We start from the raw sequence: 14,962 nt of genomic DNA on the forward strand, positions 1-14,962 counted from the left end.
ATGTTACGTATTGCTGATAAAACGTTTGATTCTCACCTGCTTACGGGTACCGGGAAATTTGCTTCACCAATGTTAATGCAACAGGCCATTATCGCCAGTGGTACCCAGCTCGTCACACTGGCGCTAAAGCGGGTTGATTTCCGCCAGCACCGGGACGATTTACTGCAACCGCTACTGGCTGCTGGCGTGCAACTATTACCCAACACATCGGGTGCCAAAACGGCAGATGAAGCGGTCTTTGCCGCACAGCTTGCGCGTGAAGCACTAGGTACCAACTGGGTGAAACTGGAAATTCACCCGGACAGCCGTTACCTGATGCCAGACCCCATCGCCACACTCCAGGCCGCCCGCTTACTGGTTAAAGATGGCTTTATCGTGCTGCCTTACTGTGGCGCAGACCCGGTGTTATGCCGCCATCTGGAAGAGGCTGGTTGTGCTGCCGTTATGCCTTTGGGCGCGCCGATTGGTTCTAATCGCGGGTTACAAACCCAGGCGATGCTGGAAATCATTATTGAGCAGGCTGGCGTTCCGGTGATTGTTGATGCCGGGATCGGTACGCCCGGGCATGCCACTGCCGCGCTTGAGTTGGGGGCCGATGGCGTATTAGTTAACACCGCTATCGCTACAGCAGGCGACCCGGTCAGAATGGCACAGGCTTTCCGGCTGGCCGTCGAGGCCGGAGTACTGGCAGCCAGTGCCGGGTATGGGGAACAACGGATGACCGCCAGCGCTTCCAGCCCACTGACGGCATTTCTGAATGCCAGTGCGGAGGTGAACGGATGAGCCATTTTAGTGATTACTGGCGCACTCTGGACTGGGATGACATTGCACTTAGCATCAACAGTAAGACCAAAGATGATGTGCAGAGAGCATTATGCCGGGAAAAACGCGGGCCGGAAGATATGATGGCACTGCTGTCTCCTGCCGCCGCAGAATACCTGGAGCCAATGGCCGGAATGGCTCAACGTTTAACCCGCCAGCGCTTTGGTAATACGGTTAACTTTTATGTTCCGTTATACCTGTCAAATTTATGTGCAAACGATTGTACTTATTGTGGTTTCTCAATGAGTAATCACATTAAGCGTAAGACGCTCGATGGCGAGGAAATTGAACGTGAATGTGAAGCCATACGCCAGCTTGGGTTTGAAAATCTGTTACTGGTGACTGGCGAGCATCAGAGAAAAGTGGGTATGGACTACTTTCGTCAATACCTGCCTGCTATTCGTGCCCACTTTAGTTCTGTGCAAATGGAAGTGCAGCCAATGAGTGAAGACGAGTATGCGGAGCTTAAGCAGTTGGGGCTGGATGGTGTTATGGTTTACCAGGAAACCTACCATGAAGCAATGTATGCTCAGCACCATTTGCGCGGTAAAAAGCAGGATTTCTTCTGGCGGCTCGATACCCCGGACCGGCTTGGCAAAGCGGGTATTGACCGAATTGGCCTGGGAGCGTTGATTGGGTTGTCGGATAACTGGCGGGTGGATTGCTTTATGGTGGCAGAACACCTGCTCTGGTTACAACAGCATTACTGGCAGAGCCGGTTTTCTGTATCTTTTCCCCGCTTACGCCCATGTGCGGGAGGAATAGCTCCAGCATCAATCATGGATGAAAAGCAGCTACTTCAGGTTATTTGTGCTTTCCGCTTATTCTCCCCTGAACTGGAGTTATCACTGTCAACCCGGGAATCCCCGTGGTTTCGTGACCATGTTGTCCCACTGGCAATTACCCATGTCAGCGCATTTTCCAGCACACAACCGGGAGGCTATGCAGGCCACCAGCCCGAGCTGGAGCAATTTTCGCCTCATGACAACCGTACACCGGATATGGTTGCCAAAGCACTGACTGAGGCAGGGTTACAGCCAGTATGGAAAGACTGGGACAGTTTTTTGGGAAGAGGGCCGCAAACGAGCCCGGCATTTTCAACAAATCAGTAAATCACTGGAACCCTGCTTCCGGCCCTGAAAAACGGGCATTGAGCAAACTCAGGGAATGACGATATGGTCACTCCGGCAGCGAACATACGTTGCCCGGGGTGGCCACTTCCCCTCTCCATCGGTCACCCCGCCTTCCTGCTTTACCATCAATTTGTTGCCTGGCACAAAAAATACACAAATACCCGCAATTACCAGGGGCATCGGGAGGAAAGCACTTTTGGTGGGATGCCCTAATAGCAAAAAAAAACCGCGCCCGAAGACGCGGTTTTATCAGCGAGAGATAACGATTAATCGTTATCGTTGTTTCCGCCCAGGCCAGCATTCAGCAGCTCTGCCAGGTTGGCAGAAGCTTCTTCAGCACTGATCTGCGGCGCAGCAGCAGGTGTTTCGCCCGCAGCACGGCGGCGGATACGATCCTGGTGGTAAGCATAACCAGTACCAGCCGGAATCAAACGACCTACGATGACGTTCTCTTTCAGACCACGCAGTTCATCACGTTTACCCGCAACAGCGGCTTCGGTAAGAACACGCGTCGTTTCCTGGAACGATGCAGCAGAGATGAAGGACTCAGTTGCCAGAGACGCTTTGGTAATACCCAGCAGGTCGCGCATGAACGTTGCGCTAACTTTGCCTTCGTCTTCCAACTGGCGGTTCGCGATTTTCACGCGAGAGTACTCTACCTGCTCGCCTTCCAGGAAGTCAGAGCTGCCTGCATTCATGATGGTTGCTTTACGCAGCATCTGACGAACGATAACTTCGATGTGTTTATCGTTGATCTTAACGCCTTGCAGACGGTATACGTCCTGCACTTCGTTAACGATGTAACGCGTTACAGCCTGAACACCACGCAGACGCAGAATGTCATGTGCAGATTCCGGACCATCGGAAATCACGTCACCACGTTCAACACGTTCACCTTCAAACACGTTGAGCTGACGCCATTTAGGAATCATCTCTTCGTAGGCGTTTTCACCATCCAGTGGGGTGATAACCAGGCGACGTTTGCCTTTGGTTTCTTTACCGAAGGAAACCACACCGCTGATTTCAGCAAGGATCGCAGGCTCTTTCGGACGACGTGCTTCGAACAAGTCAGCAACGCGCGGCAGACCACCGGTAATATCTTTCGTACCGCCAGATTCCTGCGGCAGACGCGCCAGTGTGTCACCAGAGCTAATCTGAACGCCGTCATCCAACTGAACGATAGCTTTACCCGGCAGGAAGTACTGCGCAGGCATATCAGTACCAGGGATCAGGACATCATCACCGTTGGCATCAACGATCTTCAGCGCCGGACGCAAATCTTTACCACCCGCAGTACGCTCAGCAGAGTCCAGAACCACGATAGAGGACAACCCAGTCAGTTCATCAGTTTGACGAGTAATGGTTTGGCCATCGATCATGTCGGTAAAGCGAATAAAGCCCGGAACTTCGGTAATAACCGGCATGGTGTGCGGATCCCAGTTAGCAACAGTTTCGCCCGCTGCTACCGGTTCGCCATCATTTTTGGTCAGCACAGAACCGTAAGGCACTTTATAGCTTTCTTTAGTACGACCGAATTCGTCGATCAACTTCAGCTCGGTATTACGAGAAGTAATAACCAGTTTACCGCTGGAGTTCACAACGGACTTCGCGTTGCTCAGCTTGATGCTACCTTTGTTTTTCACCTGGATGCTGGATTCAGCAGCCGCACGAGATGCAGCACCACCGATGTGGAAGGTACGCATGGTCAGCTGAGTACCAGGTTCACCGATAGACTGTGCTGCGATAACCCCAATGGCTTCACCTTTGTTGATGATATGACCACGCGCCAGGTCACGACCATAGCAGTGAGCACACACACCAAAATCGGTGTCACAGGTTACAACAGAACGTACTTTCAGGCTGTCTACCGAATTCACTTCCAGCAGGTCACACCACTGTTCATTGAGCAGCGTGTTACGCGGAACCAGAATATCTGCGGTACCCGGTTTCAGAACGTCTTCAGCCGTTACACGACCCAGTACGCGGTCACGCAGTGGTTCTTTAACATCACCACCTTCGATAACCGGCGTCATCATGATGCCGTCTAAGGTACCACAGTCATCTTCAGTCACAACCAGGTCCTGTGCGACGTCAACCAGACGACGAGTCAGGTAACCGGAGTTTGCTGTTTTCAGTGCAGTATCCGCCAGACCTTTACGAGCACCGTGGGTTGAAATGAAGTACTGGAGTACGTTCAGACCTTCACGGAAGTTCGCGGTAATTGGCGTTTCGATGATGGAGCCATCTGGCTTCGCCATCAGACCACGCATACCAGCCAGCTGACGAATCTGAGCCGCAGAACCACGCGCCCCTGAGTCGGCCATCATATAGATGCTGTTAAAGGAAACCTGCTGCTCTTCTTCACCTTTACGGTTAATAACGGTTTCAGTTTGCAGGTTATCCATCATCGCTTTGGAAACGCGGTCATTCGCCGCAGCCCAAATATCGATGACTTTGTTGTAACGTTCGCCCGCCGTTACCAGACCAGACTGGAACTGTTCCTGGATTTCTGCCACTTCTGCTTCGGCTTCGGTGATGATTTCGGCTTTTTTCGCCGGAATAACCATATCGTCGATACCAACAGATGCACCAGAACGTGCTGCATACGCAAAACCGGTATACATGATCTGGTCAGCAAAAATAACCGTCGGTTTCAGGCCCAGAATGCGGTAACAGGTGTTCAGCATTTTGGAGATCGCTTTTTTACCCAGCGGTTGGTTCACGATAGTGAACGGAAGACCCTGAGGTACGATCATCCACAGAATTGCACGACCAACAGTGGTATCTTTCAATGCGGTTTTCGCCACATATTCACCCTGCTCGTCTTTTTCATATTCTGTGATACGTACTTTTACGCGCGCATGCAGCTCAGCCTGGCCTGAACGGTATAAGCGTTCAGCTTCTTTCGGCCCGGTAAGAACCATGCCTTCGCCCATAGCGTTGATTTTGTCACGGGTCATGTAGTAGAGACCCAGTACAACGTCCTGAGACGGAACGATGATTGGTTCACCGTTTGCCGGAGACAGAATGTTGTTGGTGGACATCATCAGCGCGCGAGCTTCCAACTGGGCTTCCAGCGTCAGCGGTACGTGAACAGCCATCTGGTCACCATCGAAGTCGGCGTTATACGCCGCACACACCAGCGGGTGCAGCTGAATAGCTTTACCTTCGATCAGCACAGGTTCAAATGCCTGAATACCCAAACGGTGCAGCGTTGGTGCACGGTTCAGCATGACCGGGTGTTCGCGAATGACTTCGTCCAGGATATCCCAAACAACGGCTTCTTCACGTTCAACCATTTTCTTGGCTGCTTTGATGGTGGTCGCTAAACCACGCAGTTCCAGCTTGCCGTAGATGAACGGTTTGAACAGCTCCAGTGCCATTTTCTTCGGCAGACCGCACTGGTGCAGACGCAGGTAAGGACCTACGGTGATAACCGAACGGCCGGAGTAGTCAACACGTTTACCCAGCAGGTTCTGACGGAAACGACCCTGTTTACCTTTGATCATATCGGCCAAAGATTTCAGAGGACGTTTGTTAGAACCCGTAATGGCACGACCGCGACGACCGTTATCCAGCAGGGCATCAACCGCTTCCTGCAGCATACGTTTTTCGTTACGTACGATGATATCTGGCGCAGCCAGATCCAGCAGACGTTTCAGACGGTTGTTACGGTTGATAACGCGACGATACAGATCGTTCAGATCTGATGTGGCGAAACGACCACCATCCAGCGGTACCAGCGGGCGCAGATCTGGCGGCAGAACCGGCAGAACGGTCAGGATCATCCATTCTGGTTTGTTACCAGACTGAACGAATGCTTCCAGCAGCTTGATACGCTTGGTCAGCTTTTTACGTTTGGTTTCAGAGTTGGTTTCATTCAACTCTTCGCGCAGTTGTTCACATTCCTGCTCCAGATCCATGCCTTTCAGCAGGGCCTGAATAGCTTCTGCGCCCATTTTCGCGTCGAATTCATCACCAAACTCTTCCAACGCGTCCAGATACTGTTCTTCAGTCAGGATCTGACGGCGTTCCAGGTTGGTCATACCGCCTTCGATAACGACATAAGATTCGAAGTACAGTACACGTTCGATATCACGCAAAGGCATATCGAGCAGCAAACCGATACGGGATGGCAGTGATTTCAGGAACCAAATGTGGGCAGTCGGAGAAGCCAGCTCAATGTGACCCATACGTTCACGACGTACTTTGGTCTGAGTAACTTCAACACCACATTTTTCACAGATAACACCGCGGTGTTTCAAGCGCTTGTACTTACCGCACAGGCACTCGTAATCTTTTACCGGCCCGAAAATGCGAGCACAGAACAGACCGTCACGCTCCGGTTTGAAGGTACGGTAGTTAATGGTTTCCGGCTTTTTAACTTCACCAAAAGACCAGGAACGGATCATGTCTGGCGATGCCAGAGCAATTTTGATCGCATCAAACTCTTCGGTTTTAGTTTGCGCTTTCAGAAACTTTAATAAGTCTTTCACGGATTGGCTCCCGTCGGAGTTAGCACTCTCTGATGCCCGGTATTACCCGGGCACCATGGACCTGTTTGCGCGAGAATTACTCGTCTTCCAGTTCGATGTTGATACCCAGCGAACGGATTTCTTTCAACAGTACGTTGAAGGATTCCGGCATGCCCGGTTCCATCTGATGGCTGCCATCCACGATGTTTTTATACATCTTGGTACGGCCATTCACGTCATCAGACTTAACGGTGAGCATTTCCTGCAGGGTATAAGCGGCACCATATGCTTCCAGTGCCCACACTTCCATCTCCCCGAAGCGCTGACCACCGAACTGCGCCTTACCACCCAGCGGCTGCTGAGTAACCAGGCTGTAAGAACCGGTGGAACGAGCGTGCATTTTGTCGTCGACCAGGTGGTTCAGTTTGAGCATGTACATATAACCAACAGTTACCTGGCGCTCGAACTTCTCACCCGTACGGCCGTCAAACAGCGTAATCTGACCAGAAGTCGGCAGATCACCCAGTTTCAGCAGCTCTTTAATTTCAGCTTCTTTCGCACCATCAAACACTGGGGTGGCAATCGGCATACCTTTGCGCAGGTTTTCAGCCAGACGCAGAACTTCTTCATCGCTGAAGGTGTTCAGGTCAACTTTCTGGCGAACGTCTGCACCCAGGTCATAAGCACGCTGGATGAACTCACGCAGTTTGGCCACTTCCTGCTGCTGTTTCAGCATGGCGTTAATCTTGTCGCCAATACCTTTAGCAGCCATACCCAGGTGGGTTTCCAGGATCTGACCAATGTTCATACGAGACGGTACGCCCAGCGGGTTCAGTACGATATCAACCGGCGTGCCGTTTTCATCGTATGGCATATCTTCGATCGGGTTGATCTTAGAAATAACCCCTTTGTTACCGTGGCGGCCTGCCATTTTATCCCCAGGCTGAATCTGACGTTTAACAGCCAGATACACTTTAACGATTTTCAGCACGCCAGGTGCCAGGTCATCGCCCTGAGTGATTTTACGGCGTTTCGCTTCGAGTTTTTTCTCGAACTCGTGCTTCAGTTCATCGTACTGCTCTGCCAGTTGTTCCAGCTGATTCTGTTTCTCTTCATCAGCAAGGCCCAGTTCCAGCCAACGATCGCGTGGCAGTTTGTCGAGCTTCTCAGCTTCGATGCCACCAGAGATCAGCACGGCACGGATACGGCCGAACAAGCCAGCTTCGAGGATTTGCAGTTCTTCAGACAGGTCTTTCTTAGCCTGTTTGAGCTGCATTTCTTCGATTTCCAGCGCACGTTTATCTTTTTCTACGCCATCGCGAGTAAAGACCTGAACGTCAATAACGGTACCAGATACACCGTTCGGTACGCGCAGAGAAGAGTCTTTAACATCAGAGGCTTTTTCACCAAAGATGGCACGCAGCAGTTTCTCTTCCGGAGTCAGCTGAGTTTCGCCTTTCGGCGTTACTTTGCCCACCAGGATGTCGCCACCGGTAACTTCTGCACCGATGTAAACAATACCGGATTCATCCAGTTTGGAGAGCGCAGCTTCACCCACGTTCGGGATATCTGCTGTAATTTCTTCAGGCCCCAGTTTGGTGTCACGAGACACACAAGCTTGTTCCTGGATATGGATAGTGGTGAAACGGTCTTCCTGGACAACACGCTCAGATACAAGGATGGAGTCTTCGAAGTTGTAACCGTTCCATGGCATGAACGCCACGCGCATATTCTGACCCAGTGCCAGTTCACCCAAATCGGTGGACGGGCCATCAGCCAGAACATCACCACGTTCCACCGGCTCACCCAGAGACACACACGGCATCTGGTTGATGCAGGTGTTCTGGTTAGAACGGGTGTACTTGGTCAGGTTATAAATATCGATACCTGCTTCGCCCGGATACATCTCATCTTCGTTAACTTTGATAACGATACGGGAAGCATCAACGTACTGGATTGTCCCGCCACGTTTGGCAACAGCAGTAACACCGGAGTCAACGGCAACAGCACGTTCCATACCAGTACCAACCAGCGGCTTATCAGAGCGCAGGGTAGGCACTGCCTGACGTTGCATGTTCGCACCCATCAATGCACGGTTGGCGTCATCGTGTTCCAGGAAGGGAATCAGGGACGCACCAACAGAAACAACCTGTTGTGTGGAAACGTCCATATAGTCAACCTGATCACGGCTGAACAAACTTGATTCGCCTTTGCTACGACAGGTTACCAGGTCTTCTACGAAGTGGCCATCGTCATCCAGGTTGGAGTTCGCCTGAGCGATAACGAAGTTGCCTTCTTCAATAGCAGACAGGTAATGAATTTCGTCGGTCACCACACCGTCAGTCACTTTACGATACGGTGTTTCAAGGAAACCATACTCGTTAGTCTGTGCATAAACAGACAAGGAGTTGATAAGACCGATGTTCGGACCTTCAGGGGTTTCGATTGGGCACACACGACCGTAGTGAGTCGGGTGAACGTCTCGAACTTCAAAGCCCGCACGCTCACGAGTCAGACCACCTGGGCCCAACGCGGAAATACGGCGTTTATGAGTAATCTCTGACAGCGGGTTGTTCTGGTCCATAAACTGAGACAGCTGGCTGGAACCAAAGAACTCTTTAACTGCGGCAGAGATAGGTTTCGCGTTAATCATGTCCTGCGGCATCAGAGTGTCGAGATCGCCCAAAGACAGGCGTTCTTTAACCGCACGCTCTACACGCACCAGGCCAACACGGAACTGGTTCTCAGCCATTTCACCCACAGAGCGAATACGACGGTTGCCGAGGTGGTCAATATCATCCACTTCGCCTTTACCGTTACGAATATCGATGAGTTTTTTCATTACATCGATAATGTCTTCTTTACTCAGGATGCCAGAACCTTCAATCTCGCCACGCAGCAGCGAGCGGTTGAATTTCATACGACCTACAGCAGACAGGTCATAGCGGTCTTCAGAGAAGAACAGGTTCTCGAACAGGCTTTCAGCAGCTTCACGAGTCGGCGGCTCACCAGGACGCATCATGCGATAGATTTCAACCAGCGCGCTCAGGCGGTCATTGGTTGGGTCAATACGCAAGGTCTCAGACATGTACGGACCATGGTCCAGATCGTTGGTGAACAGAGTCTCGATGCTCTTATGGCCTGCCTGGCTCAGTTTAGCCAGCAAGTCCAGAGACAACTCCATGTTCGCCGGGCAGATCAGCTCACCAGTTGCTTCGTCGATATAATCTTTCGCAACCACTTTCCCGGCGATATATTCGACAGGAACTTCAATGTGCTGAACTTCGTCTTTTTCCAACTGACGGATATGACGAGCAGTGATACGACGACCTTTCTCAACGTAAACTTTACCGTCTGATTCGATATCGAAAGAAGCGGTTTCACCACGCAGACGTTCCGGCACCAACTGCATTTGCAGTTTGTTATCACGGATTTCAAACACAACTTTTTTGAAGAACAAATCTAAGATCTGTTCAGTTGTGTAGTTCAGCGCACGCAGGATAATCGTTGCCGGCAATTTACGACGGCGGTCAATACGTACGAACAGGTTGTCTTTCGGATCGAATTCGAAGTCCAGCCATGAACCGCGGTAAGGGATAATACGCGCGTTGTACAGAACCTTACCCGAAGAGTGGGTTTTCCCTTTGTCACTGTCAAAGAAGACACCCGGGCTGCGGTGTAACTGGGAAACGATAACACGCTCAGTACCATTAATAACGAAAGTGCCGTTATCGGTCATGAGCGGGATTTCACCCATATAAACTTCTTGTTCTTTGATGTCTTTTACAGTGCCTTCTGGCGCTTCGCGCTCATAGATAACCAGGCGCAGTTTAACACGCAGCGGTGCAGAATACGTCACACCACGGATCTGGCATTCCTGAACATCAAAAACAGGTTCGCCAAGACGGTAGCTGACATATTGCAGTTCCGAATTGCCGCTGTAGCTCTGAATCGGGAATACGGAGCGGAAAGCCGCTTCAAGACCGTACTGCCCTTCAGGATCTTGCTCGATAAACTTCTGGAACGAGTCAAGCTGGATAGAAAGGAGATATGGGACATCCAGAACTTGTGGACGTTTACCAAAATCCTTACGAATACGTTTTTTCTCGGTATAGGAGTAAACCATAGGGTTCCTCAGCTCGCTGACAAGTCGACCCACTCTGCCCACTGGACGGACAGTTTTTTATGCAACACTATTTTTTGACCGGAAAGTGGAACACTATCCGCAATGCCTGTTTCTATCACTCTTAAACCATTTCATTGCGATTTACCCAGCAACACCGCGCTGTCGCAGTATATTAAGTCGTCGATAGAAACAAGCATTGACATGAAAACCAGTAGTCAAACAGTGTGAAACGCTACTGGCTCCCTTGAGCGCAAAAAGGCTGGTGACCATAAAATCACCAGCCAGCAGCCTGATTTATCAGGCTGTTACCAGAAAAAGTGGCTTATTTAACTTCAACTTCAGCGCCAGCTTCTTCCAGAGCTTTTTTCAGAGCTTCTGCGTCGTCTTTGCTCACGCCTTCTTTCAGGGCAGCCGGAGCAGATTCAACCAGGTCTTTGGCTTCTTTCAGGCCCAGACCGGTAGCACCACGCACTGCTTTGATAACAGCAACTTTGTTACCGCCAGCAGCTTTCAGAATTACGTCGAATTCAGTTTTTTCTTCAGCAGCGTCAGCAGCCGGGCCAGCAGCAACAGCTACAGCAGCAGCAGCAGAAACACCGAATTTTTCTTCCATTGCAGAAATCAGTTCTACAACGTCCATTACGGACATAGCGGATACTGCTTCAATGATTTGATCTTTAGTGATAGACATTTAAATTGTTCCTGAATATCAGAATAAGTTTATACGTAAGCAAGCGAATGACAAAAAAAAGTGCAATTAAGCAGCTTCTTTCGCATCGCGTACAGCCGCCAGAGTGCGAACCAGTTTGCCAGCAGAGGCTTCTTTCATGGTTGCCATCAGGCGTGCAATTGCTTCTTCGTAGGTTGGCAGAGTTGCCAGGCGATCAATCTGAGCCGCCGGGATGAACTCACCTTCAAAGGCTGCCGCTTTGACCTCAAATTTTGCATTCGCTTTAGCGAAATCTTTGAACAGACGAGCAGCTGCGCCCGGGTGTTCCATAGAGTATGCAATCAGGGTCGGACCAACAAACGCGTCTTTCAGGCATTCGAACTGAGTGCCTTCAACAACACGACGCAACAGGGTGTTACGAACAACACGCATGTAAACGCCGGCTTCGCGACCTGCTTTACGCAGTTCGGTCATTTTGTCTACGGTTACGCCACGGGAATCCGCAACTACCGCAGACAGCGCGCCTTTGGCTACTTCGCTGACTTCAGCAACAATCGCTTGTTTGTCTTGAAGATTTAAAGCCATTAGCTTTGCTCCTGGATGTTTGCCGGGACACTAAGCCCCGGAACTCACTTCACTCTTATCAACGATAAGAACGTCTTAATACGGTGAGCAGAAACAAGCCAAAGAGAACTTAATAAAAAGATTCTTCAGGTTCTGTCACCGTCTACGCAGGAAATTAAGCTTCAATGAAGAAACACCTGCGGTCTTGGACGGAGGCCTGGATAAGGCCAGGCTCCAACCGAAATTCTTGTTCAGTACAACTTGTGTATTGCACGTTCTGCACTGAACGTCTGCCTGAGCAGAAACGTGGGGGGAAGATTGTAGACAAATCCACCGCCCACGTAAAGCGAATGATTAGTTCGCAGAAGCTGCCAGACCAGCCTGGTCAACAGCAACGCCAGCACCCATGGTGGTAGACAGGCTAACTTTCTTGATGTAAACACCTTTAGCAGTAGCAGGTTTTGCTTTTTTCAGCGCAACCAGCAGAGCTTCCAGGTTTTCTTTCAGTTTGTCAGCGTCAAAATCTACTTTACCAATAGTGGTGTGGATGATGCCGTTTTTGTCGTTACGGTAACGAACCTGACCAGCTTTAGCATTTTTAACTGCTTCAGCAACGTTAGGAGTTACGGTACCAACTTTCGGGTTTGGCATCAGGCCGCGCGGCCCCAGGATCTGGCCGAGTTGACCAACAACGCGCATTGCATCCGGAGAAGCAATAACAACGTCGAAGTTCATTTCGCCTTTCTTGATCTGGTCAGCCAGATCTTCCATACCTACCAGCTCAGCGCCAGCAGCTTTAGCCGCTTCAGCGTTAGGGCCCTGGGTAAATACAGCAACACGAACAGTACGACCAGTACCATTCGGCAGCACAGTTGCGCCACGAACGTTCTGATCAGATTTACGTGCATCGATACCGAGGTTAACGGCAACGTCTACGCTTTCTACGAATTTTGCAGTGGCCAGCTCTTTCAGCAGAGCAATGGCTTCGCTGATGTCATACTGTTTAGTTGCATCAACTTTGTCACGGATCACGCGCATGCGCTTGGTCAGTTTAGCCATTTCTTAGTCCTCCACTACCAGGCCCATGGAACGAGCGGTACCAGCGATAGAACGAGCCATCGCTTCAACATCGGCACCAGTCATGTCCGCTGCTTTGGTCTGAGCAATCTCAAGAACCTGAGCGTGAGTTACTTTACCCACTTTGTCTTTGTTCGGTTTACCGGAACCAGACTTGATACCAGCCGCTTTTTTCAGCAGAACGGCTGCTGGCGGAGTTTTGGTAACGAAGGTGAAAGAACGGTCAGCGTAAACGGTAATAACAACCGGAATTGGCAGACCTTTCTCGATGGATTCAGTTTTGGCGTTGAACGCTTTACAGAATTCCATGATGTTAACACCCTGCTGACCCAGAGCCGGACCAACTGGCGGGCTCGGGTTAGCCATACCAGCTGCAACCTGCAGCTTGACATAGGCTTGGACTTTCTTGGCCATTGATATTTCCTCTAATGGGTTGTAACGCCTCTTTGGAGGCTCCCCGTAGTTAAATTCTGTTTACACGCTTTACAGCGCATAAAAACAAAAGGCGCGAAATTGTATGTCAATTTCGCGCCTCACGCAACAGTAATTGTTGCTTTTACATTCGATTTGATAACCGGCACAACCTGTGGGTTAGTAGCACCACATCAGTTGTACTGTCTGGCTAATCAGGCTTTTTCTACCTGGCTGAAATCCAGCTCAACAGGTGTCGCGCGGCCAAAGATAGACACAGACACTTTCAGGCGGCTTTTCTCGTAATCAACTTCTTCGACAACGCCGTTAAAGTCAGCAAACGGACCATCGTTAACACGAACCATTTCACCCGGTTCAAACAGCGTTTTCGGACGCGGTTTATCCCCCACCTGTTGCAGGCGGTTCATGATAGCGTCAACTTCTTTGTCGCTGATGGGAGCGGGACGGTCAGATGTACCGCCAATGAAGCCCATAACACGCGGTACACTGCGTACCAGGTGCCAACTGGCGTCATTCATCACCATCTGGACAAGAACATAGCCCGGAAAAAATTTACGCTCGCTTTTACGGCGTTGACCGCCACGAATTTCAACCACTTCTTCTGTTGGCACCATAACTTCACCAAACAGTTCTTCCATATTATGCAATTTAATATGTTCACGCAGAGAAGTAGCTACGCGACCTTCAAAGCCGGAAAACGCCTGAACGACGTACCAACGTTTTTTAGGAGCTTCAGACATTTCAGAACCTCAGTCCAGTGATAAAAGAGACCACACGGACCAGAATACCATCCAGCCCCCACAGGATCAGTGACATGACTGCTGTCACTGCTGCAACGATTAATGTGGTGTGCAATGTTTCCTGGCGAGTCGGCCAAATCACTTTACGAACTTCAGTTCTCGCTTCACGGGCAAAAGCAACCGTGGCTTTACCTTTTGTGGTCAACAGAGCGACACCACCTGCTGCAGCAATCAAAACGACTACCGCGACAGCCCGACCCAGCAGGTTCACATCACGATAAAGGTAGTTGCCGATGATGGCCACACAGAGCAGAGCAATGACAACCAGCCACTTTAATACTTCCAGGCCGCGCCCGCTTCCCTGAGCTTCGGTATTCGCACTCATAGTTCAACCTGTAACAATGAATCAGACAAACATTTTTGCCCCGCAAACGCGAGGCAACCAAACCGAATTTCGCTTAGGCAACATTTCGGTACTTTACGCCATCTTCAGAGCCTGTCTCAGCAATGATTATGGAAAAGAAATCACTGATGAGCCAGGTTCTGGTTCGAGAGCGTACAAAAAGGGCATCAAATGATGCCCTTTTATTGCGCATTACGTCAAATGTTATCAGCAATTAGCCGAGAACTTTAGCAACAACGCCTGCACCAACGGTACGGCCGCCTTCACGGATTGCGAAGCGCAGACCTTCGTCCATTGCGATCGGGTGAATCAGGGTAACAACCATCTGAATGTTGTCGCCCGGCATTACCATTTCTACGCCTTCCGGCAGTTCGATGGAACCCGTTACGTCAGTAGTACGGAAGTAGAACTGAGGACGGTAGCCTTTGAAGAACGGAGTATGACGGCCGCCTTCATCTTTGCTCAGAACGTATACTTCAGATTCGAATTTGGTGTGCGGGTTGATTGAACCCGGTTTAGC

At 50.5% G+C, this 14,962-nt stretch carries 11 protein-coding genes; 2 read left to right on the forward strand and 9 right to left on the reverse strand.

Going from position 1 to position 14,962, the window contains the following annotated elements:
- Positions 1-783, forward strand: a complete 783-nt coding sequence (locus tag A9B99_RS09990) for a thiazole synthase (protein WP_064597138.1) — start codon at positions 1-3, stop codon at positions 781-783.
- A complete protein-coding gene (gene thiH / locus A9B99_RS09995; RefSeq protein ID WP_064597141.1) occupies positions 780-1,934 on the forward strand; it encodes a 2-iminoacetate synthase ThiH in 1,155 nt (384 codons plus the stop codon). Before A9B99_RS09990 ends, thiH begins: the two co-directional genes overlap by 4 nt.
- A gap of 287 nt (positions 1,935-2,221) precedes the next feature.
- On the opposite strand, the gene rpoC is transcribed toward thiH, so the two are convergent.
- The 9 genes from rpoC to A9B99_RS10040 all read right to left on the reverse strand — a co-directional run.
- On the reverse strand, positions 2,222-6,451 hold the full coding sequence (gene rpoC / locus A9B99_RS10000) for a DNA-directed RNA polymerase subunit beta' (protein WP_064597146.1): 4,230 nt from the start codon (positions 6,449-6,451) through the stop codon (positions 2,222-2,224).
- Positions 6,452-6,527: 76 nt separating this feature from the next.
- A complete protein-coding gene (gene rpoB, locus A9B99_RS10005; RefSeq protein WP_064597150.1) occupies positions 6,528-10,556 on the reverse strand; it encodes a DNA-directed RNA polymerase subunit beta in 4,029 nt (1,342 codons plus the stop codon).
- Between the two features lie 322 nt (positions 10,557-10,878).
- Positions 10,879-11,247 carry a 50S ribosomal protein L7/L12 gene (gene rplL / locus A9B99_RS10010; RefSeq protein ID WP_036103048.1) on the reverse strand — a complete coding sequence of 123 codons (369 nt, stop codon included), beginning with the start codon at positions 11,245-11,247 and terminating at the stop codon, positions 10,879-10,881.
- A 66-nt stretch (positions 11,248-11,313) separates the two neighbouring features.
- The gene (gene rplJ / locus A9B99_RS10015; protein WP_036103050.1) at positions 11,314-11,811 is read right to left on the reverse strand and encodes a 50S ribosomal protein L10; all 498 of its coding nucleotides are present in this window, start codon (positions 11,809-11,811) and stop codon (positions 11,314-11,316) included.
- A gap of 333 nt (positions 11,812-12,144) precedes the next feature.
- Entirely contained in the window at positions 12,145-12,849 is a 705-nt protein-coding gene (gene rplA / locus A9B99_RS10020) for a 50S ribosomal protein L1 (protein WP_064597153.1), read from the reverse strand.
- Between the two features lie 3 nt (positions 12,850-12,852).
- Complete coding sequence (gene rplK, locus A9B99_RS10025) at positions 12,853-13,281, reverse strand: 50S ribosomal protein L11 (RefSeq protein ID WP_064597156.1); 429 nt, start codon at positions 13,279-13,281, stop codon at positions 12,853-12,855.
- Between the two features lie 212 nt (positions 13,282-13,493).
- The gene (gene nusG, locus A9B99_RS10030; RefSeq protein WP_001287521.1) at positions 13,494-14,039 is read right to left on the reverse strand and encodes a transcription termination/antitermination protein NusG; all 546 of its coding nucleotides are present in this window, start codon (positions 14,037-14,039) and stop codon (positions 13,494-13,496) included.
- Position 14,040: 1 nt separating this feature from the next.
- Complete coding sequence (gene secE / locus A9B99_RS10035) at positions 14,041-14,424, reverse strand: preprotein translocase subunit SecE (protein ID WP_064597158.1); 384 nt, start codon at positions 14,422-14,424, stop codon at positions 14,041-14,043.
- A gap of 232 nt (positions 14,425-14,656) precedes the next feature.
- Positions 14,657-14,962, reverse strand: a 306-nt coding sequence (locus A9B99_RS10040; RefSeq protein ID WP_074388789.1) for an EF-Tu C-terminal domain-related protein, incomplete at its 5' end; no start/stop codon positions are given.

This window comes from Mangrovibacter phragmitis (genome assembly GCF_001655675.1).
In the GTDB taxonomy this organism is placed as follows: domain Bacteria; phylum Pseudomonadota; class Gammaproteobacteria; order Enterobacterales; family Enterobacteriaceae; genus Mangrovibacter; species Mangrovibacter phragmitis.